Source organism: Janibacter sp. HTCC2649, assembly GCF_000152705.1.
GTDB lineage: Bacteria > Actinomycetota > Actinomycetes > Actinomycetales > Dermatophilaceae > Knoellia.
The window spans coordinates 392,164-414,903 of record NZ_CH672413.1 but is presented as its reverse complement, the minus strand read 5'-3'; the positions used below and the strand labels follow the sequence as shown (position 1 = coordinate 414,903).

Below are 22,740 nucleotides of genomic sequence, written 5' to 3'. Positions count from 1 at the left end.
TCAGGCGAGGTGCCCTGCGTGGGTGTCAGACTCACGAGGTGCGCCTCCTCCTCGACAACCGGTCCCGTTCCTTCTCGCCCGGCCTGCTCAGTGACGACGACCTGTCGCGGCTCTACGCCTGGCCCACCGACGGCGGCGTGCGCGCGAACTTCGTCAGCACGCTCGACGGTTCTGCGGTCGGTGGGGACAGTCGGAGCGGTTCCATCAACACCGAGGCCGACGGACGGATCTTCCACCTCCAGCGAGAGCTCGCCGACTGCGTCCTCGTCGGTGCGGGAACCGTTCGCGCAGAGGGCTACCGGCGCGGAAGCAAGCCCATCGTGGTCGTCAGTCGCAGAGGGCACCTGCCCGAATCCCTGGCCTCCGGTGAGGGTGACGTCATCCTCGCCACCTGCGCTGCGTCAGGACGCTCCGACGCGGACGACGTCTGGATCGAGGGGGACGACGAGGTCGACCTCCCGGCCGTCGTGGCTCGCCTGCGCACAGCGGGTATGCCGCGTGTGCTCGCAGAGGGCGGCCCGCACCTCTTCCACAGCCTTCTCGACGCTGGGCTCGTCGACGAGTTCGCCCTCACGCTCGCACCACGTCTGGTCGGCGGCGACCACGTGCGCGTCGTCGCCGGCATACCCCTTGGTGGCGAATCCGGCCTCGACACCGAGATCGTCCACCTCCTCGAAGAGGACCACTCGATCCTCGGCCTCTGGAAGGTCAAGCCAACCCCGGCCCACCCCTGACAACCATTTCCGTCCAATAGGACGCGTTTGGCTGTTGTCGGCTCGAGGCGCACTACCAACCATTCGTGCCCTATTGGACGAAAATGTCTGGGCTCAGGGTGTAAGTGGCGTGGCGAGGAGTTCGAGGGCTCTCAGGCGGTTGTCGAGGCCGGGGGCGGCGTTGTTGATCATCAGCTCGTCAGCGCGGGCAAGGCCGGCGAACTGGTCGAGATAGGTGCGCACCGCCGCGATGTCCCCGACGGCCGTGTAGGTCATCATGTGGCGCGCCTGGGCGGCCACCGGTGACTGCATCAGAGCGTCGACGGTCGCATCGTCGAGCTGGCCGGCATACGCCGGAACTCGGGAGGCGAGCGAACGCACCCGGGAGCGAAGAACCGAAGCCGCCAACGCCTCGGCGTGCTCCTGATCGTCGGCGACGACGACATTGAGCGCCGCGATGACGTAGGGCTCCGCGAGCTGCTCCGACGGCTGGAACTCGCGGCGATAGACCTCCACCGCCTGCTGCAGGGCATCCGGTGCGAAGTGACTCGCGAACGCATACGGCAGCCCGAGACGCGCCGCGAGCTGGGCACCGAAGAGAGAACTGCCGAGGATGTAGAGCGGCACCTTGGTCCCGCGCCCCGGAAAGGCGTGAATCGTGGGTACGAGACTCTCGTCGGCGAGGTAGCCCTGGAGCTCGAGGACGTCGTCGGGGAAGCCGTCGGACGCGCGCGGATCCACGCGCAGGGCACGGCTCGTCACCTGGTCGGTGCCCGGCGCCCGGCCGAGTCCGAGGTCGACGCGGCCGGGGTGGAGCTCAGCCAGCGTGCCGAACTGCTCAGCGATGACGAGGGGCGAATGGTTGGGCAGCATGACGCCGCCCGAACCGACGCGGATGCGATCGGTTCGGGCAGCGACGTGCGCGAGCAGGACCGCGGTGGCCGCCGACGCGATCGACGGCATGTTGTGGTGCTCGGCGAACCAGAGGCGCTCGAACGAGCCGAGCGAGTCCGCCTTCTGGGCCAACGTCACGCTGGTCTCGAGGGCCTCGCCGATGGACTGGTCACGGCCCACCGTGGCGAGGTCGAGCAGCGAGAGCCGCGGTCCTGCCGTGGTCATGCGGGAACCGCGATCCGCGTCTCGTCCGCGGCGGGAGCGACGGTGACTTCGTCCTCGTCGAGCTCGAGCCGAGCGTCGGCTCCAGCAAAGGTGTTGCTGTCGTAGACCGACTGGTCGAGCAGACCGTTGCGCTTGGCCACGATCGTCGGGATGAGCGCCTGACCGGCCACGTTGGTGGCGGTGCGGATCATGTCGATGATCGGGTCGATGGCCAGGAGCAGGCCGACACCCTCGAGCGGGAGACCGAGCGTGGAGAGGGTGAGCGTCAGCATGACGACGGCACCCGTGAGACCTGCCGTGGCGGCCGATCCGACGATGGAGACGAAGGCGATGAGGAGGTAGTCGGTCAGCCCGAGGTCCACCCCGAACAGCTGGGCGACGGTGATCGCGGCCAGCGCCGGATAGATCGCGGCGCAGCCGTCCATCTTGGTCGTCGCACCGATCGGCACGGCGAAGGACGCGTAGTCGCGCGAGACACCGAGGTTGTGCGTCACGACGCGCTGGGTCAGCGGCAGAGTGCCGATGGAGCTGCGTGAGACGAACGCGAACTGGATCGCGGGCCAGGCACCGGCAAAGAACTTCACCGGGCTCAAACCGTTGGCACGAGCCACGATCGGGTAGATGACGAGCAGCACGATGGCGCAGCCGATGTAGACGTCAGCAGTGAACAGCGCCAGTGGCCCGAGCAGGTCCCAGCCGTAGTTCGCGACGGCCGAACCGATGAGGGCCGCGGTGCCGAGCGGCGAGAGCTTGATGACCCACCAGACGAGCTTGCTGAAGACCTCGAGCGCGCTGCGGGTGAGGTTGATGAACGGGTCCGCCTTGGCGCCGACGGCGAGCGCAGCAGCGCCGATGGCCAGGCCCAGGACGACGAGCTGGAGGATGTTGAAGTCCGGGCTGGAGCTGAGCGCGCCGCCCTCTTCGGCGGACGTCGACACCTCGAGGCCGAGGAAGTTGCCGGGGACGATCGAGGTGAGGAAGTCGAGCCAGCTGCCGGTGTGGCTGGGGGCCGCGCCTGCACTCGTGTCGAGCGTGGCGTTGGCGCCCGGGTTGGTGAGGAGGCCGAGGGAGATGCCGACGACGACCGAGGCCGCGGCCGTGATGGCGAACCAGATGAGGGTCTCCCCCGCGAGACGCGCAGCGTTGGTCACCTGCCGCAGGTTGGCGATCGACACGATGATCGCGGTGAGGACGAGCGGGACGACTATGACGCGGAGCAGCTGGACGAAGATTCCGCCAACCGTCTTGAGGGTCTCGGCGAGCCACGCCTGGTCGAACTGGCGGGCGATGAAGCCGAGCAGGACGCCGAGGGCGAGGCCGATGAAGACCTGCGCCCAGAAGGGCACGCTGGGCCGTTTGCGGACGGTCGTGGGTGCCGGCGCGGACGCTGCGGCATCAGGGGTGGTGCTGGACATGACGGGACTCCTGGACAGTGAATGGGCTGAGGGCGGAAGCGGTCAGCCCAGACAGCGGTCGCTGGCGTCCAACCTCAGATCCACGGGGAGCCGGCGCCACAGGACTGGGGTCGTCGACGGGGTGCACACGTGGGCGCCAACGGCCACCCCCGCCGGGCTATTCCCCCGCCCCGCAGATCGGCCTACCGGGCGAAGTCGGTGACGAGCCGCTGCCAGCGCTCCGGGTCGGTGTTCCACTCCTTGCAGTGACGAGCAACCCGCCACTCCTCATAGGTCACGAGGTCGGGTCGGTGCTGCGCGAGCAGTCGCGAGGGCCCCACCGGCACGAACTCGTCGTCGGCGGAGTGGATGAGCAGCATCGGGTGCCGCAGCTCGTCGGCGCGGCGCACCCAGTCGGTCTGTGCGACATCGACCGACTCGTGAACACCGACCAAGCGCTTGCCCCAGCGGCGGCCCATCATCGAGCGCGAGAGTGCGCCCACGGCCTTGGGCACTCGGTGCATCCGGGCGTGGTGGTCGAGCACGTCGCCCCAGTCGATGACCGGCCCGTCGAGGATCACCTTGGACACGAGGTCGGCCAGAGGCGACCGATCGAGGAACTGCAGTGCGATCGCGCCACCCATCGACCAGCCCACGATGAGCACTTCATCGGCACCGGACTCGACGGCATACTCCACGGCAGATTCGATGTCGCGCCATTCCGACAACCCGAGGTTGTAGCGACCGTCAGGCCCTGCCGGGACGTCCTCGTCATTGCGATAGGTCGGGACGAGGGAGGTCCACCCCGCTTCGTGGAGGGACGGCAGCGCCCGCAGGACTTCCTCGCGTCGGGCGCCACGCCCGTGGACGAGCACCGCCCACCGAGACCCCCGACCGCCGCTGGCTGGCACGACCCAGGCCGGCATGCGCCCGAGTTCTCCATCGATCTCTACGTGCTCGGTGGGCAGCCCCAGAGCCACGTCCGGGGTGCCTGCGTAGTAGTAGCCGTTGAAGCGGGCCCCACCGACCACGAGCTCGCCCGAGTCGACGCCGAGGACCTCGCGCTCCACGGTTCCCTCAGCCACGTCCGACCCCGTGAGGTTGCCGACGCGCACGTGTCCCTGACCGTTGTCGAGCCACAGGCCGTAGTGCCCGGGCACGACCGTTTCGGCCGTCGCGGACAGCAGAACCCGGTCGCCGCGGACGTCGAGGATCTGCACGTCGTCGGGCCGGTCGCGTTCCGGGGTGAGGACACGACGAGCAAAGTATGCCGCCGCCGCGAGCGAGCCTGCCGCGCTCGCGATCGTCGTGGTCGCCCCCACCGCAGCCGCAGCGTAGGCGGCCTTTCGGGTGCCGGTGGCTTCAGGCATCGAGGACATCGGCGAGGTCGTAGGAGACGGGTTCCTCGAGCTGGGCATAGGTGCAGGACTCCGGGTCGCGGTCGGTGCGCCACCGGACGAACTGGGCCGTGTGCCGGAAGCGCACGCCCTCCATGTGGTCGTAGCGGACCTCGACGACGCGTTCGGGGCGCAACGGCGTGAAGGACAGGTCCTTGCCGTTGTTCCAGCGCGAGCCCTCGCCCTTGCGCGGTGTGCGCTGCCCCTCCTCCTGCTTGGCCCACGCCCAAGGGTGGTCGTCGAAGTCGGTGACGAGCTCCTGCAGTTCCTCGAAGAGCTCCTTGCGCCGCGCCATCGGGAAGGCCCCGATTACACCGACGCTGGCGAGCGCGCCCTCGTCGTCGTAGAGACCGAGGAGCAGCGAGCCGATGAGGTCGTCGCCCGTCTTGTGCGTGCGATAGCCCGCGACGACGCAGTCGGCCGTGCGCTCGTGCTTGAACTTGTGCATCGTGCGCTTGTCCGGCTCATAGGTGCCGTCGAGGGGCTTGGCCATCACGCCATCGAGCCCGGCGCCCTCGAACTGCTGGAACCATCCCTGGGCCTGCTCGACGTCACGAGTGGCCGGCGTGAGGTGGATCGGCGACTCGACGGTGGCAAAGGCCTTCTCGAGCTCGGCGCGCCTCACCTCGAAGGGTTCGCCCATGAGGTCGCGCTCCCCCAGCGACAACAGGTCGAACGCGACGAACGACGCCGGCGTCTCGCCCGCGAGCTTCTTGACGCGGCTGGCGGCCGGGTGGATCCGCTGCTGCAGCAGTTCGAAGTCGAGCCGGTCCTCGCCGGGGCGGATGAGGATGATCTCGCCGTCGACGACGCACTTGTCGGGGAAGTTCGCGAGCACCGCCTCGACGACGTCCGGGAAGTAGCGCGTCATCGGCTTCTCGTTGCGGCTGCCGATCTCGACCTGGTCCCCGGAGCGATAGATGATCGAGCGGAACCCGTCCCACTTCGGCTCATAGCTCACGTCACCCTCGACCAACTTCTTGGACGGCTTGGCGAGCATGGGAGCGATCGGTGGCACGACCGGCATACCCCACTGTTCGCGAAGGTCAGCGTCGCGCTCGGCCTTCGGCTTCATGTAGTCCTCGTCGGCCCGGTCCGTGCGGCGTTTGCTCGGCTGCACGCGCGGCGGCTCGCCAGGCATCTTCGGGTAGTCCGGCGGGAAGTTCAGCTCGCCCAGACCGCGCTCGACGTCCGCGTCCCACAGGGCGAGCGCCGGGGCAATGTCGCCCACGGACTCGTCCATGTCGGCCCATGCGTCGCCCCGGTCCGCGACGATCTCGGGGACCGTGAGGATCGTGAAGTCCCCGGGAGCCACGGTGCCGAGCTCGTCCCACGACACCGGCATCGAGACCGGAGCGCCTTCGAGGGGCCGCGGGCTGTAGGCCGACGCGATCGTGCGGTCACGACACGCCTGGTTGAAGTCGACGAAGACGCGCTCACCACGCTCCTCCTTCCACCAGGACGTGGTCACGAGGTCGGGCAGGCGACGCTCGAGCTCACGGGCGATGCCGATGACGCCATGACGGACGTCGAGGAACTCGTGGCTGGGCGTGATGCGGGCAAAGACGTGAACGCCGCGGTTGCCGGACGTCTTGGCCCAGGCGGTGAGGCCCACCTCGGCCAGCACTTCACGCAGGGCGACTGCGGCCTCGACCGCGTCGGTGAAGTTGCGGCCGGGCTGCGGGTCGAGGTCGATCCGGAGCTCGTCCGGGTTGTCGTTGTCGGCGGTGCGCACCGGCCATGGGTGGAACGTCACGGTGTTCATCTGCACGGCCCACACCGCCGCGGCGGGTTCGTCGACGACGAGCTGGGCGTGACGACGCCCCGACGGATAGCGGCACGAGACCGTCCGGATCCAGTCCGGCATACCCTTCGGCGGGTTCTTGGACCAGAACTCCTCGCCCTCGATCCCCTCCGGGAACCGCTGGAGTGTGACCGGTCGGTCGCCAAGGGCGCGCACGAGCGGTTCACCGACAGAGACCATGTATGCCGCAAGGTCACCCTTGGTGATCCCGGCACCGGGCCACATGATCCGGTCGGGGCTCGACAGGCGCACCTCGCGGACACCGTCGGGTCCATCGATCTCCATCGTGGTGGGCGTCGCCATGTGAGCCAGCCTAGTCATCCTGACTTTGCCCTCCGGGAACGTTCTCGGGGGCTTCGTGGTTTGCTCATGACATGGAGCCCACGAACCGCACGTATGCCGTCACCAAGTCCGACGAGGAGTGGCGCGCCGAGCTCACCCCCGAGGAGTACGCCGTCCTGCGTCAGGCCGGCACGGAGCGTCCCTACGCAGGTGAGTACACCGACACCAAGACGGAGGGCGTCTACTCGTGTCGCGCCTGTGGAGCCGAGCTCTTCACCTCGGGCACGAAGTTCGACAGCCACTGCGGCTGGCCGTCCTTCTACAGCCCGCTCGCCGGTGACTCGGTCGAGTTCATCGAGGACTCATCACTGCCGGGCCGCCCGCGCGTCGAGGTGCGCTGCGCCAACTGCGGCAGCCACATGGGTCACGTCTTCGAGGGTGAGGGCTATGACACCCCGACGGACCAGCGCTTCTGCATGAACAGCATCGCCATGACCCTGCGCCCGGCGACCGAAGCCACCGAAGCCACCGACTGACTCAGCGCTGGCGTGCGATGAGGTCGGCGACGGCCACGCGCGGACCGGTGAAGAACGGCACCTCTTCGCGCACGTGCAACCGGGCCCGCGACGGCCGCAGCTCACGCATGAGGTCGACGATCCGGTGCAGCTCGTCGGCCTCGAACGCCAGGATCCACTCGTAGTCGCCGAGCGCGAACGACGAGATCGTGTTGGCGCGCACGTCGGGGAACTCGCGGGCCATCTGGCCGTGCTCGCGCAGCATGTCGCGACGCTCGTTCTCCTCGAGCAGGTACCACTCGTAGGACCGCACGAACGGGTACACGCAGACATAGGCGCGGGGGTCCTCACCGGCCATGAAGGCGGGCACGTGGCTCTTGTTGAACTCGGCCGGCCGGTGGATCGCCGCGTTGGACCACACTGAGGACAGGTGTGCGCCGAAGTCCGTCCGGAGCAGGCGGTGATAGGCGTCCTGGAGGTCCTCGATGCGCTCGGCGTGCCACCAGACCATGAGGTCGGCGTCGCCGCGCAGTCCCGCAACGTCATAGAACCCGCGCACGACCACGTCACCGGACTCGAGCTCGGCGACGAGCTCCTCGACCTCGGCCACCATGGCAGCCCGGTCGTCCTTGCCCAGCGGCTCGGTCACCTCGAAGACCGACCACATGGTGTAGCGGATCGACTCGTTGATCTCGCGCATCTGGGTGGGGGTGGGCTTGCTCGGGGTGGGACGACCGGTCGGGGTGCTCATGCCGTCATTCTCGCGCGCGCGCCGCGACCGCCCTCAGGTGGGTCGCTGTCGCCGCCGCTGCCGCGTGCGCAGACGCGATGACGGCCGGAAGGCCAATGCCCTGGTATGCCGCCCCGGCCACTTCCAGGCCAGGAACCTCCGCGACCGCTCCGGCCACGCGGGCAATGCGCTCAACGTGTCCCACGGTGTACTGCGGCAGGCCGCCACCCCATCGTTGGACGTGGCTGTCGATGAGCGTGAGCGGCGGGGCGCCGACCGCTTCGGAGATCTCGCGCACTGCCAGGGCCACGAGGTCGGCATCGTCACGCTGCAGGGACGCGGTCTCGCCCGCGCGTCCGACAGACGCACGCAGGTATGCCGTGTCGTCACCTTCCGCTGCGAGCCAGCCCCACTTGGCCGAGCTGAAGGTGCTGGCCTTGATGCCTCGGCCGTCGACCGGAGGAACGAGGAAACCCGAGCCCTGCCACGACGCGACCTCGGCCCTGGGCACGGCCAGGGTGATCACGGCGACGGACGCCATCTCGATCTCCCCCAGCGCGACACCCGCAGCCGACGAGATCGGGGACAGCAGCCTGGAGGCCGCTGGCGGGGGGACGGCCACGATGACGGCGTCCGCCTCGAGTCGGCGCGGCTGGGTCGTCGGTCCGCTGAGGACGGACCATCCACTGGGGGTGCGCTCCAGACCGCGCACGATCGTGGCCGACTCGATGACTCCCCCACGCTTCTCGATGTCGGCCGCGAGCAGCTCGGCCAGGCGGCCCACGCCACCCGCGATGCCGATGAACGGTGGTCGCGCCGTGCCAGCCTGCGGGTCGACGACCGGTGGCGCCAGCAGGGATCCGCGCGCCCGGGCGATCGCCCAGACGGCCGGCATCGTGGCGCGCAGGGACAACCGACTGGACTGGCCGGCATACACACCACCCAGGAGTGGCTCCACGAGACGGTCGACGACAGCGGAACCCAACCGACCACCGATGTAGTCGGCGACGGAGACGTCGTCGCCCACCTCGGGCGCCTCGGCCTCGGCACGCATCCGGAACTCCTCGTCAGCGGTGAGGAGACCCGCCACGACGGAGTCAGCGAATGGGACGCCAATTCGGGTGCGCGGCAACGGATGCAGCCCATCGCGGGACCACACTCGCGCCGAGGTCGTCGTCGGAGTCACGACCTCCGCCGAGTCGGCCAGCTCACCCACGAGATCGAGGGCCTCGGGTCGCACGGCCAGCATCGCCTCCGCGCCGACGTCGACGAGGTGTCCGCCGATCTCCTCGCGCCGCACCTTGCCGCCCACCCGGTCGGACGCGTCGAGGAGCACCACCTGGGCTCCCGGCATGGACACGAGCAGATCGCGGGCCGCCGTGAGCCCAGCAACTCCACCGCCGATGACGACGACGGACGGGCGGGCATCGGGTGCGGCTGCGCTCACCGACCCACTCTCTCACCGGCCGTCATCAACTCGTGACCCGGATCGTGGGAACCCGTGACCTACGAAGAGCAGTCTCACCACCAAGAGTTTCGAGCAGCCGGTCCATCCGGAGAAGTGGAGAGCACGATGAGCAACCAGGTTCTGCGCCCCTCCGGGCACGTGCGCCGCCGCCTCGCGGGCGCCGCTCTCGCCGGCCTCCTCGCAATGGGTGGACTCAGCGCGTGCGGTGGCGGCGGCGACGACTCCGCTGACAGCGGCGCGCAGGCCGCGAGCGGGGAGGTCGCACCGCAGGACAACGCCGGGAAGGCGTTCGAGGCCGACAGCACCGGCAAGTCCGGGGCGACCAACCAGGCTCGGGCCGGGGTGGACCAGAAGCTCGTCCGGCGCGCCAACCTCCAGCTCAAGGTCAAGGGCCTCACGGAGTCGGCCACGCGCATCCGGGCCATCGCCGCCCAGCAGAACGGTGCCGTGCTGTCCGAGGAGCTCTACTCCGGTGCGGCGGGCAGCAACACCTCCGGGTCCATCACCATCAGCGTCCCGTCGAACTCACTGGACGCGACGATCACGCTTCTCGAGAAGGTCGGCGACCTGCAGTTCCGCAACACCTCGACCGAGGACGTCACGGCGACCTACGTCGACACCGAGGCCCGCGTGAAGTCCATGACGGCGAGCGTCGCCCGGATTCGAGAGCTGCTCGCCAAGGCGACGACGGTGGGCGATCTCGTCTCTCTCGAGAACGAGCTGTCCGCCCGTCAGGCAGACCTCGACGCCCTCACGGCACAGCTGACCAATCTCAAGGACTCGGTGACGATGTCACCCATCTCGATCTCGCTGTCCACGGACGACTTCGAGGAGCCGATCGCCTCGAGTGGCTTCCTGTCGGGCCTCAAGGCCGGATGGTCGGCGTTCACCGCTTCCCTCGCGGTCCTCGTCACGGTCATCGGCGCGGTGCTTCCGTTCGCCGTCGCGATCGGCCTCGTGCTCGCTCCCGTCATCTGGTGGATGCGCCGTCGTCGGGCACTGCGGCCGGCCTACGTCGCACCCCTGGTCCAGCCGGCGGGCCCTGGCGGACCGATGCCCCCGTCAGCGGGCTGAGTGCTCGTGCACGACGTCGACGATCCTCGTGAGGACGTCGGGGTCGGCATGCGGCGGGACTCCGTGGCCGAGGTTGAAGATGTGTCCCGGCGCATGGCGCCCCTCGTCGACGATCGCGCGCACCCGGGCCTCGAGCACGTCCCACGGCGCACCCAGCAGAGCCGGGTCCAGGTTGCCCTGCACGGCATACGCATCCCCCAGTCGCGCAACGGCATCGGTGAGTGAGACGCGGTAGTCGACGCCGACGACGTCGGCCCCCGCCTCGCCCATGAGGTCGAGGAGTTCGCCGGTTCCGACACCGAAGTGGATGCGCGGCACACCGAGGTCTGCGACCGCGGCGAGCGCTGTGGCCGAGTGCTTCTGCACGTATGCCGTGTAGTCGGCTCTCGGGAGCGCCCCCACCCAGGAGTCGAAGAGCTGGATGGCGCTGGCTCCGGCCTCGACCTGGACGCGCAGGAAGGCGCCGGAGATCTGGGCGAGGCGCTCACAGAGGTCGTTCCAGAGCTGCGGGTCGCCGTGCATGAGCGCCTTGGTCTTCTCATGGGTGCGCGAGGGCCCACCTTCGACGAGGTAGGACGCGAGGGTGAACGGTGCGCCGGCAAAGCCGATGAGCGGCGTCGACCCGAGTTCGCCGACGAGTCGCTGCACCGACTCGGTGATGTCGGGGATGGCGTCGGCGGTCAGCTCCGGGAGACGGTCGAGGTCCGCGCGCGTGCGGAACGGTGCCGGCACCACGGGTCCCGTGCCCGGGACGATGTCGAGATCGACGCCGACGGCCGCGAGCGGCACGACGATGTCGGAGAAGAAGATCGCCGCGTCCACGTTGTGCCGACGCACGGGCTGCATCGTGATCTCGGTGACGAGGTCAGGCGTGCGGCAGGCCTCCAGCATGACGGTGCCCTCTCGCAGCGCGCGGTACTCGGGCAGCGAACGACCGGCCTGGCGCATGAACCACACGGGGGTGTGCGGGACGGGCTGGCGGGTGGCGGCAAGGACGAGCGGGCTGTCGGAGATCACCGCGGAATCCTCTCACCTCACCACTGGTTGCCCTCTCGGCCCATACCCCCTCCCCGTCTTCGTGGGGAAGAGGGTGGGAGGGTCAGAGCGAGATGATGCCGGCGCCAGCCAGAGCAAGCACGACACCGATCTGCTGGATGGGGCGCAGCCGCTCCCCCAGGACGATGCGCGCCAGCAGGATCGTCGCGACCGGATAGAGCGAGCCCAGCACCGAGGCGACGCTCACCTGTCCGCGTGAGGAGGCTGTGGCAAAGAGCGTGTTGGCCAGCAGGTCGGCCGAGCCGATCGCAGCAAGGGGCAGCAGGTGGGCACGTCCGGCGCCACCGACGGACCGGAGCACGAGCGCCGCCAGGGCAAAGATCACGACCGAGGTGAACCGCATCCCCCACAACGTCATGAGCAGTGAGTCGCGCGAACCCCGGTCAAGGGAAAAGAGGCCGAGACCGAAGGCGGCAGCGGCAACGCAGGCGAGGAGCACCGGACGTGGTGACACGGCGCCGGAGATCTCGGGACCGGACGCGAGCACGATCCCGACGACGGCCACGGCGATACCCACCCACACCCAGGGCGACGGTGTTTCGCCCGTCGAAACACCGAGGCCGACGGTGACGAGGACGCCCATCGACGCGATGGGTGCGACGACGCCCATCGTGCCGCTGGCCAGTGCCGTGTAGAAGGCGACGAGCCCGGTCGAGCCGCTGACTCCGGCCAGGACGGCCCAGCCCACCCAGCTCCCCCACTCCGGCGGGTGGCCGAGCGCCAACCGGACGAGGACGACGAGACAGAGGAGGAGGAACGCCAGGCCCTGGGTGATCCCCACGACTGCCACGGCCGGAAGCCGCTTGGCCATGAGGCCACCGAAGAAGTCCGAGGTCCCCCACACCGCCGAGGACGCGAGGGCAAGGAGTGAGAGCACTCACGCAGCCTAGGAGTGAGTGCTCGCCCATGGGTCCGCGATCCGGCCCGCGAACGCCAGGGCGCCCACCGGATCCGCCGGATCGATGGCCCAGCGGCGATCGATGCAACGTGGTCCGGGCTGGTCATGGCGGCACAACCCCGGCGTGGCCTCGACGCGAACCCAGCCACCCGGCATACCCTCATCAGGTGGCAACACGCTCTCTTCCTGGCCGCGAGTCCCCGGAGTTCACCGAGGCTCTCGAGGCGCTCAGGCACGTCCGGCTGCGTCCCGAGGTCCGGATCACCGAGGTGCCCGCACCGCAACGGATCGCTCCGTATGCCGTGGCCCTCACCGCCGATGTGCTCGGCTCCGCCGCCGACGACGAGGACGAGCTGGCCTCGGGCCGCTTCGTCCTCCTCCACGACCCGTCCGCACCCGAGCCCTGGGGCGGCGAGTGGCGCGCCGTGACCTTCGCCCGCGCCGAGCTCGAACCCGAGCTCGCCGCTGACCCGCTCCTGGGTGAAGTGGGCTGGTCCTGGCTCGTTGACGCCCTGGGCAACCGCGACGTCGAGGCGATCAACGAGGCCGGCACCGTCACCCGAGTCGTCAGCCAGAGCTTCGCCGGTCTCGCCGACCGTCCGGCCAGTGTCGAGATGGAGGTGCGCGCGTCGTGGACCCCCGTCGGACCCGATGCCGGTCAGCACCTTCTCGCCTGGTCCGATCTGCTCTGCACCATCGCTGGCCTCCCTCCCCTGCCCGAGGGCGTCGTCGCCCTGCCCGGGCCCCGCCGCTGACATGACCGACGCTCCTTCCACCGCGTCCGACCCCACCGAAGACGCCGACATCGCCGCAGACACCGACATCGCCGATGACACAGAGCCGTCGCCTCCCCCTCCCACACCCCTCAACGAGCCCGCCGACGGCACGCCTGACGTCGTCGAGACCGAGCGTCGACTCACCGAGGCAGCCGAGGCGATCGCCGCCGGTGAAGGTCCTGTCGCGGTCGACGCCGAGCGCGCCTCGGGCTACCGCTACGGCCAGCGCGCCTACCTCATCCAGGTGCGCCGTGAGGGCTCCGGCACCTGGCTCATCGACCCGATCGCCTGCCCGGACCTCTCTCCCCTCAACGACGCCATCGGCCGCGCCGAGTGGATCCTGCACGCGGCCACCCAGGACCTCGCGTGCCTGGCGGAGGTCGGGCTGCGCCCCGTCCAGCTCTTCGACACCGAGCTCGGCGCCCGACTCCTCGGACTCCCCCGCGTGGGTCTGGCCGCCGTCGTCGAGCACTACCTCGGTCTCGCTCTGGCCAAGGAGCACTCGGCCGTCGACTGGTCGACGCGCCCCCTGCCCGAGCCGTGGCTGCGCTACGCCGCGCTCGACGTCGAGGTGCTGACCGAGCTCCGCAACCTCATGGGCGTCGACCTCGCGCGCCAGGACAAGTCCGAGTGGGCCCGCCAGGAGTTCGAGGCGCTGCTCACGTGGGAGCCCACCGAGCGGGTCGACCCGTGGCGTCGCACCAGCGGACTCAACACGATCCGCAGCCGTCGCGGCGTCGCCGTCGTGCGCGAGCTCTGGTACGCCCGTGACGACATCGCCCGCGACCGCGACACCTCCCCCGGCCGGATCCTGCCCGACGCAGGTCTCATCTCCATTGCCACCGAGGCGCCGACCTCACCGGCCGATCTCCCGAGCGGGCACCGAGCCATCTCGCGCTACGGCCGCCAGTGGGTGGCTGCGGTCAAGCGCGCCAACGCCATCGACGAGGCAGACCTGCCGCAGCGCACGATCCGTTCCGACGGACCCCCGCCGGCGCGTTCCTGGGCCGACAAGGACCCGATCGCCGCGGAACGGTTGGCGGCCACGCGAGCCGAGCTCACGGCATACGCCGAAGAACGCCAGATCCCGATCGAGAACGTCATCTCGCCCGACCCGCTGCGGCGGGCCGTGTGGCGACCTCCGACGGAGCGTGACGAGGCCGGTTTCACAGAGGCGCTCTACGACTACGGCGTCCGGCAGTGGCAGGCCGAGATCGTCGCGCCGATGCTGGCCCGGGCCTTCGCGGCCCATCCCGACGCCAGCTGACAGACCTTCGCGGGTATGCCGCCCCCTCGCCCTTCGTGGGCGCGCTCGCTACTCGGCGACCTGCGTGCTCACCCTTGCCCGCCGCGAGCGGACCAGTGCGAGCCGATCCGCGACGGACCCGATGCGCTCCAGCGGCAGGAAGGCCAGCAGGCACACCGCCAACGGCAGGAAGTGGATCTTGAGCATGAGGTAGGTGCTCAGGTGGAAGCCCGCCCAGAACGACAACGCGACATAGAGCGCCTTGCCACGCAGCCACAGCATGATCGGCGCGCAGAACTCGGCCACGAGGACGATCCACTGCAGCGCGTGGGTGAGCGACGGGTGCGACCCGACCCACGGTCCGATGCCGTTGGGTCGGCGCGTCAGGGCCCAGATGAGGGTCGCGCCGTTGGCCCAGCCCCAGCCGCCGAAGCGCATCTTGGCCCAGGCCGACAACGCATAGACCGAGACGGCCCCGATCTGGATCATCCGGATGGCCCAGCCCGCAGCCTCCGAGCGAACCTCGACGTCGCGGATGCTGGCCCGGCCCACGGTGGGCAGCACGAACAGCGCCACGATGAGGGCGAAGTGGTCGTGATCGACCTTGGAGTAGGCGAAGGCGTTGCTGACCCAGTCGAGCATTCCGATCGCGGTGACCCATCCGGCCAGTCGCGGAAGGCGCCCGAGGGCCGCACACAGCGAGCTGATCAGGATGAGCGCGAGCAGGACCCGGACATAGGTGTGGGACGGCGCCGGCATGCCGAGCAGGGACCGCACGCTGAGCCCTCGGTAGAGACTCGCCGGGACGTCACCGTGCGGAATGGGGTCGGTGACGATCCACAACACGTCCAGCCACACGAACGCGTAGATGAAGCGGCGCATCCACGCCACCCGGGCGAGGGGCAGGGACGGCGCGAGGAACGTGCGCACCGACCTCATCGAGCATCCTGCGAGATGCCGCTCGGCGCCGGATTGGCGGGATCGACGACGTTCCACGAGACGAGGGTCTTGACCGTCGTCGTGCCCGTGCGGATGTCGCGCTGGGTGTTCTGCAACCAGATGGTGCGATAGGCCGGCTCATGGCTGAGGCGGCGGCGGTGGAGCACTGCGACGTCCTGGAGCAGGCCCGGGTTGTTGATGATGCGCGGTGCCTGCCCCTCGATCTCGGAGCGCTCGATGCCGATCTTCTCCTTGGACAAGGGCACCCGAATCTCCTCGCCATCCACGGTGAGAGCCCCCATGGTCAAGGAGTTGATGACGCCGTCGTTCTTCACCGAGAAGGCGTACTGCGACATGGGTGAGAAGGGCCACCAGCCGTCGTTGCCGACGAGGGTGCCCGCAGCGACGATGACCACGACCGCCACGCTCACGACCAACCGCCAGCCCACGGCATACCAAGGAAGATTTTCACGCGTCGGGACCCCTGTCATAGCGACATGGTGGCATGCGTGAGGGCGTCTGCCGGGGAACCTGTGCGTGGCGCGCAGGCTTGCGTTATCTCATATTTGACATACGCTATTCGGCATGACTGAGTCCAGCTACCTCACCCGGATCGGCACCCTGATCAGGGATGCGCGCCGCCATCAGGGCCTGACCCAGAACGAGCTCGCAGACAAGCTCGGCACGAGCCAGAGCGCCGTCGCCCGCATCGAACAGGGCCGTCAGAACCTCAGCCTCGAGATGCTCGCCCGCGTCGGCGAGACCCTCGGCAGCGAGTTCGTCTCCCTCGGCCACAGCGGCCCCCAGCACCTGCGGATCGTCGGTGGCGCCAAGCTGTCCGGCTCGATCCCGGTCAAGACGTCCAAGAACGCCGCGGTCGGGCTCCTGTGCGCCGCCCTGCTCAACAAGGGCCGCACCACGCTGCGCAACCTCGCGCGCATCGAGGAGGTCAACCGCATCATCGAGGTCCTCACCTCGATGGGCGTCAAGGTGCGTTGGCTCCCCGACAGCAGCGACCTCGAGATCATCCCGCCGGCCACGCTCGACCTCGACGCCATCGACGTCGCGGCCGCCCGCCGCACGCGCACCGTCATCATGTTCCTCGGACCGCTGCTGCACCAGTTCGACACGTTCTCGCTGCCCTACGCCGGCGGGTGTGACCTCGGCACGCGCACCGTCGAGCCGCACCTTGCCACCCTCAAGGCGTTCGGGCTCGACGTCGCGGCCACGCACGGCTCCTACGAGGCCAAGGTCGACAAGAACACGCGCCCCGAGAAGCCCATCGTGCTCACCGAGCGCGGCGACACTGTCACCGAGAACGTCCTCTTCGCCGCCGCCCTCCACCCGGGCACGACGGTCATCCGCAACGCCTCCTCGAACTACATGGTCCAGGACGTCTGCTTCTTCCTCGAGCGCCTCGGCGTCAGGATCGAGGGCATCGGCACGACGACCCTCAAGGTCACGGGCTGCGAGTCGATCGACGTCGACGTCGACTACTCCCCCAGCGAGGACCCGATCGAGGCCATGAGCCTCATCGCCGCGGCCGTCGTCACGGAGTCCTCGATCACCATCGAGCGTGCGCCGATCGAGTTCCTCGAGATCGAGCTCGCGACCCTTGATGGCATGGGGCTGCAGTACGAGATCTCCGACGAGTACCTCGCCAAGAACGGCCACACGCGCCTCGCCGACATCACGATCCTGCCGAGCCAGCTCACGGCCCCGATCGACAAGATCGCGCCGATGCCGTTCCCCGGCCTCAACATCGACAACCTGCCGTTCTTCGCGCTCATCGCGGCCTGCGCCGAGGGCACGACGATGATCCACGACTGGGTCTACGAGAACCGCGCCATCTATCTCACCGAGCTGACCAAGGTCGGCGCCCAGGTGCAGCTGCTCGACCCGCACCGCGTCATGATCACCGGTCGTACCGCCAAGTGGCGTCCGGCCGAGGTCATGTGCCCGCCGGCCCTGCGCCCCGGTGTCGTCGTGCTCCTCGCGATGCTCGCGGCCAACGGCACCTCCGTGCTGCGCAACGTCTATGTGATCAACCGTGGCTACGAAGATCTCGCCGAGCGACTCAACGCTCTCGGGGCCACCATCGAGATCTTCCGCGACATCTGATCATCGACACCTTGACGACTGACTGGAACGACCTGCGCCGCTGGCCCGATGTCGAGGCCTCGAACCTCCAGGCGTGGGACGCCAGCGACTCCCTCATCCTCGATGAGGCCAGGGAGCTGACCGGCGGACTCCCCGACGAGATCGTGGTCATCGGCGACCGGCACGGAGCCCTGACCCTCGGGGCCCTCGACGGCGGCGCAACCCGGGTGCGGGTGTACCAGGACGGTGTCCTGGGTGAACGCGCGCTCGACGCCAACGCCGCTCGCCGTCGAGTCGATGGTTTCGAGCACCACGCCCTCGATGCTGACCTGGTGCGCGGTGCCCGCCTCGTACTGCTGCAGCTGCCTCGTTCGCTCGATGAGCTCGATGAGATCGCCCAGCTCATCGCGGCGCACGCCCACCCCGACGTGCACCTCGTCGCGGGCGGCCGGGTCAAGCACATGGCGCTGACGATGAATGACGTTCTCTCGAGCCACTTCCAGGACGTGCGCCCCAGCCGCGCCCGCCAGAAGTCGCGTGCCCTGCACGTCACGGGTCCGCGCGAAGGAGTCGCTGTGTCCTGGCCGCGCGAGCAGCGGCACGACGACGCAGGCCTCACGATTGCGGCCCACGGTGGCGTCTTCGCCGGCAACGGCATCGACATCGGGACGCGCCTGCTGCTCGACCACATCCCGGAGATGCGTCAGGCCGAGCGGGCCATCGACCTCGCCTGCGGCAGTGGTGTCGTGGCGGCGGCTCTGGCCCTGGCTCGCCCCGAGCTCCACGTCCTGGCCACCGACCAGTCGGCTGCGGCGATCGCGTCAACTCGCGCGACCGCGGCCGCCAACGGTGTCAGTGACCGCGTGGAGGTGGTTCGCGCCGATGGGCTCGAGACCGTCGCCACGGCGTCGGCACAGCTCATCGTGCTCAACCCGCCCTTCCACGTCGGTGCCGCAGTCCACACGCGCCTGGCCGAGCGCCTCTTCGCCGAGGCGGCCCGGGCACTGGAGCCCGGCGGTGAGCTCTGGGTCGTCTGGAACACCCCGCTGAACTACCGGCCGATCCTCGACAGGACCATCGGCTCCACCAAGCAGGTCCAGCGCACGAGCAAGTTCACCGTGACAAGCTCGCGCAAGCGCACCTGACGACTTCGTGCCCCGCACGGACACGTTGCGTGAGCGCAGCCGACGTCTGTGTGTCCGTGCGGGGCACGAAGTCGGTGTGAGGGTCAGTGGGCGGTCCAGCCGCCGTCCATGCTGAACGACGAGCCCGAGATCGACGCCGACGAGGGCCCGCACAGGAATCCGATGAGGTCGGCGACCTCGGCCGGCTCGATGAGCCGTTTCACGGCCACCGGCGTCAGCATGACTTCCGCCAGGACTTCGGTTTCGGGTATGCCGTGTGCTTGCGCCTGTGCGCTGATCTGCTTCTCCACCAATGGCGTTCGCACATACGCCGGGTTGATGCAGTTGCTCGTGACGCCCTTGTCCCCGGCCTCGAGGGCCACGACCTTGCTCAGCCCTTCGAGGCCGTGCTTGGCCGACACATACGCCGACTTGAACTCGCTGGCCCGGAGCCCATGCACGGACGAGACGTTGACGACGCGACCCCACCCGGCGGCATACATGTGGGGAAGGCAGGAGCGCACGAGCCGGAACGGCGAGAGCAGCATGATCCGGTGGATCCGCTCGAACTCCTCGACGGGGAACTCGTGGACGGGTGCGACGTGTTGGATCCCGGCGTTGTTGACGAGGACGTCGATGTCGGTGGGCAGCCCGCCGTGCGCGCCGAGGTCGGACAGGTCGGTGACCCACGGAGTGACCCGCTCCTCGCCGAGGCGGTCAACAAGGGCCTTGAGGGCGTCGCCATCGATGTCCACCGCGTGCACGTGGGCTCCCTCGGCGACGAGGCGATCCACGACGGCGGCACCGATCCCGCTTCCGGCGCCCGTGACGAGCGCAGTGCGACCGTCAAGCATCGCGCTTCCCCTGGGCAGCAGTTGCCGCACGGCCACGGATTCGGGCGACCAGGTCGGCCACGGTGCCCCAGATGCCCTTGCGGAAGAGCAGGACGATGAGCACGAAGATCGTGCCGGTGATGATGCCGATGCCGTTGAAGCCGGACGACGCGAGGGAGTCCTCGAGAAGCACGACGACCGCAGCCCCGAGCGGGCCACCCCACAGGGTGCCGATGCCACCGAGGACGGTGATGAGCACGACCTTGCCGGACGTCTGCCAGATGAGCTCCTGTAGCGACGCGAACCCGTGGCTCACCGAGAACACTCCCCCGGCGAGGCCAGCGATGCCGGCCGAGATGACGAACACCATGATCTTGTAGCGCTCGACGTCGTAGCCGAGGGCACGCGCACGGGCCGGGTTGTCCCTGATGGCGAGGAGGACGCGACCGAAGGGCGAGGAGACCGTGCGCCAGGCGACGAAGGCCCCGAGCAGGATGAGCGGCAGAGCGGCGTAGTAGAAGTAGAACGGGTCGGTCTCGACGAGCTCGATACCGAAGAACGTCTTGGGGATGCCCTGAAGGCCGTTCTCCCCACCGGTCAGGTCGCGTGCCTGGTTGGCGATGAAGAAGATCATCTGGGCGAACGCCAGCGTCACCATGGCGAAGTAGATCCCGGTCCGGCGCACCGCCAGGTAGCCCGTCGGCACCGCGATGAGCATGGCGACGACGGCGCCACCGAGGATCGCGACGGGGAAGGGCAGTCCGGAACGCGTGGCGATGAGTCCCGTGACGTAGGCCGACGTGCCCCAGAACATCGCGTGCCCGAAGCTCAGCAACCCGGTGAAGCCGAGCAGCAGGTCGACGGAGATCGCGAACAGTCCCCACGCCATGATGTCCATGGCCACGGGCGGGTAGATGTACCAGGGCAGGGCGAGGATGACGAGCAGTGCGACGACGAGCATGCCGGCCCGCACGAACGGGTTGAGCTTGCGGTCGGGTGCGGCCGATGCAGCCGTCTCGACCCGCGTCGTCTCGGTGAGCTGGGCACTCATGAGGCCTCCTCGCGGCCGAAGAGTCCTGCCGGGCGGACGAGGACGACCGCTGCCATGAGGACGAAGATGAGGACCTGCGCGTAGGACGGTGCGTAGGCCTGGCCGTACGCCTCGACGAGCCCGACGAGGAACCCGGCGACGACAGCGCCGAGGATCGAGCCGAGCCCGCCGATGACGACGACGGCAAACAGGATGATGATGAAGTTGCTGCCCATGTCGGCAGTGATGGCGCGGAACGGAGCAGCGAGCACACCGGCCACACCGGCCAGCGCGATCCCGAAGCCGAACACCGGAGTCACCCAGCGGCCGACGTTGATGCCCAGGGCGCGGGTGCGCTCGGCGTCCTCGGTCGAGGCCCGCACGATCATGCCGATGCGCGTCTTGGTGAGGAGCATCCACACGGCGACACAGAGGACCACCGAGAAGAACGCCGCGAACAGCTGGTAACTCGACAGGCTCAGCCCGCCGACGCTCACCCGACCCTCAAGTCCTGCCGGCAGCTCGTACGGCAACCCGGAGACGCCGTAGCGCCTCTTGACCAGGTCGACGATGAGCAGCGTCAGGCCGAAGGTGAGCAGGAAGTTGTAGAGCGGATCGAGCCCCAACAACCACCTCACCAGCAGTCGCTCGACGAGGATCCCGAAGAGGAACAACAGGATCGGGATGATGACGAGGGCACCCCAGAAGGGGACGTCCGCGACGTCGAGGAGCACGGCCGACCCGACCGCGCCGAGCATGTACATGGCGCCGTGGCTGAAGTTGACCACCCCCATGACACCGAAGATGACCGCCAGCCCCAGGGCGGCGAGGGCATAGAAGCCGCCCGTCGCCAGACCCTGGAGCGTGTACTGGATGAATGCACTCATCGCTGAATCAGTGACCTCTGTTGGACGAAGGGAATCGGGACGTCACATCGAGCAGCCGGACTCGGCGGCCGGCCTGAAGGCTTCGGCCGCGGGGATGGTGGCGACGATCTTCTCGAGGTCCCATTCCTCCGTGACCTCGGACTGCGGCTTGACCTCGGCGAGGTAGGCGTCGTGGATGACGCGGTGGTCGGCCGCGCGGACCTCACCGTTGCGCAGGAAGAAGTCGTTGATCTTCTTGCCCTCGAGCTTGGCGACGACGTCGTCACCGGTGTCGGACCCGGCTTCCTGGACGGCCTCGAGGTAGTTGTAGGCCGCCGAGTAGTTCGCAGCGTGGGCGAATGACGGGCGCGTCTTCGTCTTGGCCTGGAACTTGTCGGCCCACTTACGGTTCTGGTCATCGAAGTTCCAGTACCAGGCGTCGGTGAACGTGACGCCCTTGAACTGCTCGGCACCGAGGCTGTGGATGTCGGTGATGAACATCAGACCGACGGCGAGCTTGATCTGGTCGCTGATCCCGGCCTGGTTGTACTGCTTGACGAAGTTGATGAGGTCGCCGCCCGCGTGCATCGTGCCGATGACGTCAGGCTTGTCTGCCGCGGCCTTGGTGATGTAGGTCGCGAAGTTGTCGTTGGGGAACGGCGTCGGGACCTTCTGGCCGATCGCACCGCCGGCGGAGGAGATCTGGCCCTCGAACGACTTGGTCATGTCCTGACCGAAGGCGTAGTCGGGGTAGACGACGTTCCACTTCTTGCCACCATCCTTGGTGAGCGTGCCACCCGTGCCCTTGGCGAGCATGTAGGTGTCGTAGGCCCAGTGGAACGTGTACTTGTTGCACTGCGCCCCCGTGAGGGCGGTCGTCCCGGCGCCGATGTTGATGTAGACCTTCTTCTTCGCCTTGGCCTGCGTCGCGACGGCGAGGGCCGCGGACGAGGTCGGGACGTCAAGGATGATGTCGGCCTTCTGCCGGTCGTAGAGCTCCTGCGCCTTGGTGTTGGCGATGTCGGGCTTGTTCTGGTGGTCGGCCGTGACGACCTCGATGTTCTTGGTCACCGCATCGTCCTTGTGGGCGGCCTTCCAGTCCTCGACGGCCATCTTCACGGCCTCGACCGAGTTGGTGCCGGAGAGGTCCTTGTAGACACCGGACTGGTCGTTGAGGACGGCGAGGACGATCTTGTCGTCGCTGATCTTGCCGCTGGCGCTCGATGGGCCGCCGCCTGCGCTGCCGCACGCGGTGAGCAGCAGACCTGAGCTGGCCACCATGGCCGCAAGGCTGATCATCTTGGTGTTTCGCATGTTCCCCTCCTGGGGTGTGTATGCCGTGCCCGGCGGTCCGTGTCCTGGTGCGGTTCTGTGTT

At 68.7% G+C, this 22,740-nt stretch carries 22 protein-coding genes; 7 read left to right on the top strand and 15 right to left on the bottom strand.

All coding sequences use genetic code 11. The features are described from left to right. Window positions 1-38 precede the first annotated feature (38 nt). Complete coding sequence (locus JNB_RS02000; RefSeq protein ID WP_009774724.1) at window positions 39-734, top strand: dihydrofolate reductase family protein; 696 nt, start codon at window positions 39-41, stop codon at window positions 732-734. 93 nt (window positions 735-827) lie between these two features. Here the strand turns inward: JNB_RS02000 and JNB_RS01995 are convergent, their stop codons facing one another. The 4 genes from JNB_RS01995 to JNB_RS20835 form a co-directional block, all read right to left on the bottom strand. Then, complete coding sequence (locus tag JNB_RS01995) at window positions 828-1,832, bottom strand: LLM class flavin-dependent oxidoreductase (RefSeq protein ID WP_009774723.1); 1,005 nt, start codon at window positions 1,830-1,832, stop codon at window positions 828-830. Continuing rightward, on the bottom strand, window positions 1,829-3,247 hold the full coding sequence (locus JNB_RS01990) for a dicarboxylate/amino acid:cation symporter (RefSeq protein WP_009774722.1): 1,419 nt from the start codon (window positions 3,245-3,247) through the stop codon (window positions 1,829-1,831). Before JNB_RS01990 ends, JNB_RS01995 begins: the two co-directional genes overlap by 4 nt. 182 nt (window positions 3,248-3,429) lie before the next feature. Continuing rightward, window positions 3,430-4,605 (bottom strand): S9 family peptidase, encoded by a 1,176-nt coding sequence (locus tag JNB_RS01985; RefSeq protein ID WP_009774721.1) that lies wholly within the window; start codon window positions 4,603-4,605, stop codon window positions 3,430-3,432. Next, window positions 4,589-6,730, bottom strand: a complete 2,142-nt coding sequence (locus JNB_RS20835) for an ATP-dependent DNA ligase (protein WP_009774720.1) — start codon at window positions 6,728-6,730, stop codon at window positions 4,589-4,591. Before JNB_RS20835 ends, JNB_RS01985 begins: the two co-directional genes overlap by 17 nt. A gap of 71 nt (window positions 6,731-6,801) precedes the next feature. On the opposite strand from JNB_RS20835, the gene msrB reads away from it, so the two are divergent. Continuing rightward, window positions 6,802-7,245 carry a peptide-methionine (R)-S-oxide reductase MsrB gene (gene msrB, locus JNB_RS01975; protein ID WP_009774719.1) on the top strand — a complete coding sequence of 148 codons (444 nt, stop codon included), beginning with the start codon at window positions 6,802-6,804 and terminating at the stop codon, window positions 7,243-7,245. Between the two features lies 1 nt (window position 7,246). Here msrB and hemQ read toward each other — a convergent pair whose 3' ends face one another. Beyond that, window positions 7,247-7,975: a hydrogen peroxide-dependent heme synthase gene (gene hemQ / locus JNB_RS01970; RefSeq protein WP_009774718.1), complete on the bottom strand. Its 729-nt coding sequence runs from the start codon at window positions 7,973-7,975 to the stop codon at window positions 7,247-7,249. A gap of 4 nt (window positions 7,976-7,979) precedes the next feature. Beyond that, window positions 7,980-9,401 carry a protoporphyrinogen oxidase gene (gene hemG / locus JNB_RS01965; RefSeq protein WP_009774717.1) on the bottom strand — a complete coding sequence of 474 codons (1,422 nt, stop codon included), beginning with the start codon at window positions 9,399-9,401 and terminating at the stop codon, window positions 7,980-7,982. 126 nt (window positions 9,402-9,527) lie between these two features. Here hemG and JNB_RS01960 point away from each other — a divergent pair, with 126 nt between their 5' ends. Beyond that, window positions 9,528-10,496 carry a DUF4349 domain-containing protein gene (locus JNB_RS01960; protein WP_050766564.1) on the top strand — a complete coding sequence of 323 codons (969 nt, stop codon included), beginning with the start codon at window positions 9,528-9,530 and terminating at the stop codon, window positions 10,494-10,496. On the opposite strand, the gene hemE is transcribed toward JNB_RS01960, so the two are convergent. The 3 genes from hemE to JNB_RS21825 all read right to left on the bottom strand — a co-directional run bounded on the left by hemE (window position 10,485) and on the right by JNB_RS21825 (window position 12,627). Beyond that, a complete protein-coding gene (gene hemE / locus JNB_RS01955) occupies window positions 10,485-11,513 on the bottom strand; it encodes a uroporphyrinogen decarboxylase (protein WP_009774715.1) in 1,029 nt (342 codons plus the stop codon). The two genes, JNB_RS01960 and hemE, sit on opposite strands and share 12 nt — an antisense overlap. Window positions 11,514-11,595: 82 nt before the next feature. After that, on the bottom strand, window positions 11,596-12,429 hold the full coding sequence (locus JNB_RS01950) for a DMT family transporter (protein ID WP_009774714.1): 834 nt from the start codon (window positions 12,427-12,429) through the stop codon (window positions 11,596-11,598). Window positions 12,430-12,438: 9 nt separating this feature from the next. After that, the gene (locus tag JNB_RS21825) at window positions 12,439-12,627 is read right to left on the bottom strand and encodes a hypothetical protein (RefSeq protein ID WP_237700589.1); all 189 of its coding nucleotides are present in this window, start codon (window positions 12,625-12,627) and stop codon (window positions 12,439-12,441) included. Between JNB_RS21825 and JNB_RS01945 the strand changes: the two genes are divergently transcribed. Then, window positions 12,618-13,205 carry a DUF3000 domain-containing protein gene (locus tag JNB_RS01945; protein ID WP_009774713.1) on the top strand — a complete coding sequence of 196 codons (588 nt, stop codon included), beginning with the start codon at window positions 12,618-12,620 and terminating at the stop codon, window positions 13,203-13,205. The two genes, JNB_RS21825 and JNB_RS01945, sit on opposite strands and share 10 nt — an antisense overlap. A gap of 1 nt (window position 13,206) precedes the next feature. Beyond that, window positions 13,207-14,493 (top strand): HRDC domain-containing protein, encoded by a 1,287-nt coding sequence (locus JNB_RS01940; RefSeq protein WP_009774712.1) that lies wholly within the window; start codon window positions 13,207-13,209, stop codon window positions 14,491-14,493. Between the two features lie 48 nt (window positions 14,494-14,541). On the opposite strand, the gene JNB_RS01935 is transcribed toward JNB_RS01940, so the two are convergent. Together JNB_RS01935 and JNB_RS20215 are read right to left on the bottom strand one after the other, a co-directional pair. Further along, the gene (locus JNB_RS01935) at window positions 14,542-15,411 is read right to left on the bottom strand and encodes a hypothetical protein (RefSeq protein ID WP_009774711.1); all 870 of its coding nucleotides are present in this window, start codon (window positions 15,409-15,411) and stop codon (window positions 14,542-14,544) included. Next, on the bottom strand, window positions 15,408-15,902 hold the full coding sequence (locus JNB_RS20215; RefSeq protein ID WP_148232280.1) for a hypothetical protein: 495 nt from the start codon (window positions 15,900-15,902) through the stop codon (window positions 15,408-15,410). The genes JNB_RS01935 and JNB_RS20215 overlap by 4 nt, the downstream gene beginning before the upstream one ends. A gap of 94 nt (window positions 15,903-15,996) precedes the next feature. Here JNB_RS20215 and JNB_RS01925 point away from each other — a divergent pair, with 94 nt between their 5' ends. Both JNB_RS01925 and JNB_RS01920 read left to right on the top strand, forming a co-directional pair. After that, window positions 15,997-17,532: a UDP-N-acetylglucosamine 1-carboxyvinyltransferase gene (locus JNB_RS01925; RefSeq protein ID WP_009774709.1), complete on the top strand. Its 1,536-nt coding sequence runs from the start codon at window positions 15,997-15,999 to the stop codon at window positions 17,530-17,532. Window positions 17,533-17,543: 11 nt separating this feature from the next. Beyond that, complete coding sequence (locus JNB_RS01920; RefSeq protein WP_009774708.1) at window positions 17,544-18,656, top strand: class I SAM-dependent methyltransferase; 1,113 nt, start codon at window positions 17,544-17,546, stop codon at window positions 18,654-18,656. A gap of 83 nt (window positions 18,657-18,739) precedes the next feature. On the opposite strand, the gene JNB_RS01915 is transcribed toward JNB_RS01920, so the two are convergent. The 4 genes from JNB_RS01915 to JNB_RS01900 are packed head-to-tail and all read right to left on the bottom strand — an operon-like array spanning window position 18,740 to window position 22,678. Next, window positions 18,740-19,489, bottom strand: a complete 750-nt coding sequence (locus tag JNB_RS01915; protein WP_009774707.1) for a 3-hydroxybutyrate dehydrogenase — start codon at window positions 19,487-19,489, stop codon at window positions 18,740-18,742. After that, window positions 19,482-20,519, bottom strand: a complete 1,038-nt coding sequence (locus JNB_RS01910; RefSeq protein ID WP_009774706.1) for a branched-chain amino acid ABC transporter permease — start codon at window positions 20,517-20,519, stop codon at window positions 19,482-19,484. The genes JNB_RS01915 and JNB_RS01910 overlap by 8 nt, the downstream gene beginning before the upstream one ends. Then, window positions 20,516-21,385, bottom strand: coding sequence for a branched-chain amino acid ABC transporter permease (locus JNB_RS01905; RefSeq protein ID WP_009774705.1), 870 nt, complete (start codon window positions 21,383-21,385; stop codon window positions 20,516-20,518). Before JNB_RS01905 ends, JNB_RS01910 begins: the two co-directional genes overlap by 4 nt. A 42-nt stretch (window positions 21,386-21,427) precedes the next feature. Next, window positions 21,428-22,678 (bottom strand): ABC transporter substrate-binding protein, encoded by a 1,251-nt coding sequence (locus JNB_RS01900; RefSeq protein WP_009774704.1) that lies wholly within the window; start codon window positions 22,676-22,678, stop codon window positions 21,428-21,430. Between the last annotated feature and the right edge of the window lie 62 nt (window positions 22,679-22,740).

Bases quoted from the DNA above. Each gene is read 5' to 3' on its own strand.
- JNB_RS01995 (WP_009774723.1), bottom strand. From the start codon at position 1,832: ATGACCACGGCAGGACCGCGGCTCTCGCTGCTCGACCTCGCCACGGTG.
- JNB_RS01990 (WP_009774722.1), bottom strand. From the start codon at position 3,247: ATGTCCAGCACCACCCCTGATGCCGCAGCGTCCGCGCCGGCACCCACG.
- JNB_RS01985 (WP_009774721.1), bottom strand. From the start codon at position 4,605: ATGTCCTCGATGCCTGAAGCCACCGGCACCCGAAAGGCCGCCTACGCT.
- JNB_RS20835 (WP_009774720.1), bottom strand. From the start codon at position 6,730: ATGGCGACGCCCACCACGATGGAGATCGATGGACCCGACGGTGTCCGC.
- msrB (WP_009774719.1), top strand. From the start codon at position 6,802: ATGGAGCCCACGAACCGCACGTATGCCGTCACCAAGTCCGACGAGGAG.
- hemQ (WP_009774718.1), bottom strand. From the start codon at position 7,975: ATGAGCACCCCGACCGGTCGTCCCACCCCGAGCAAGCCCACCCCCACC.
- JNB_RS01960 (WP_050766564.1), top strand. From the start codon at position 9,528: ATGAGCAACCAGGTTCTGCGCCCCTCCGGGCACGTGCGCCGCCGCCTC.
- JNB_RS01940 (WP_009774712.1), top strand. From the start codon at position 13,207: ATGACCGACGCTCCTTCCACCGCGTCCGACCCCACCGAAGACGCCGAC.
- JNB_RS01935 (WP_009774711.1), bottom strand. From the start codon at position 15,411: ATGAGGTCGGTGCGCACGTTCCTCGCGCCGTCCCTGCCCCTCGCCCGG.
- JNB_RS20215 (WP_148232280.1), bottom strand. From the start codon at position 15,902: ATGACAGGGGTCCCGACGCGTGAAAATCTTCCTTGGTATGCCGTGGGC.
- JNB_RS01925 (WP_009774709.1), top strand. From the start codon at position 15,997: ATGACTGAGTCCAGCTACCTCACCCGGATCGGCACCCTGATCAGGGAT.
- JNB_RS01915 (WP_009774707.1), bottom strand. From the start codon at position 19,489: ATGCTTGACGGTCGCACTGCGCTCGTCACGGGCGCCGGAAGCGGGATC.
- JNB_RS01910 (WP_009774706.1), bottom strand. From the start codon at position 20,519: ATGAGTGCCCAGCTCACCGAGACGACGCGGGTCGAGACGGCTGCATCG.
- JNB_RS01905 (WP_009774705.1), bottom strand. From the start codon at position 21,385: ATGAGTGCATTCATCCAGTACACGCTCCAGGGTCTGGCGACGGGCGGC.
- JNB_RS01900 (WP_009774704.1), bottom strand. From the start codon at position 22,678: ATGCGAAACACCAAGATGATCAGCCTTGCGGCCATGGTGGCCAGCTCA.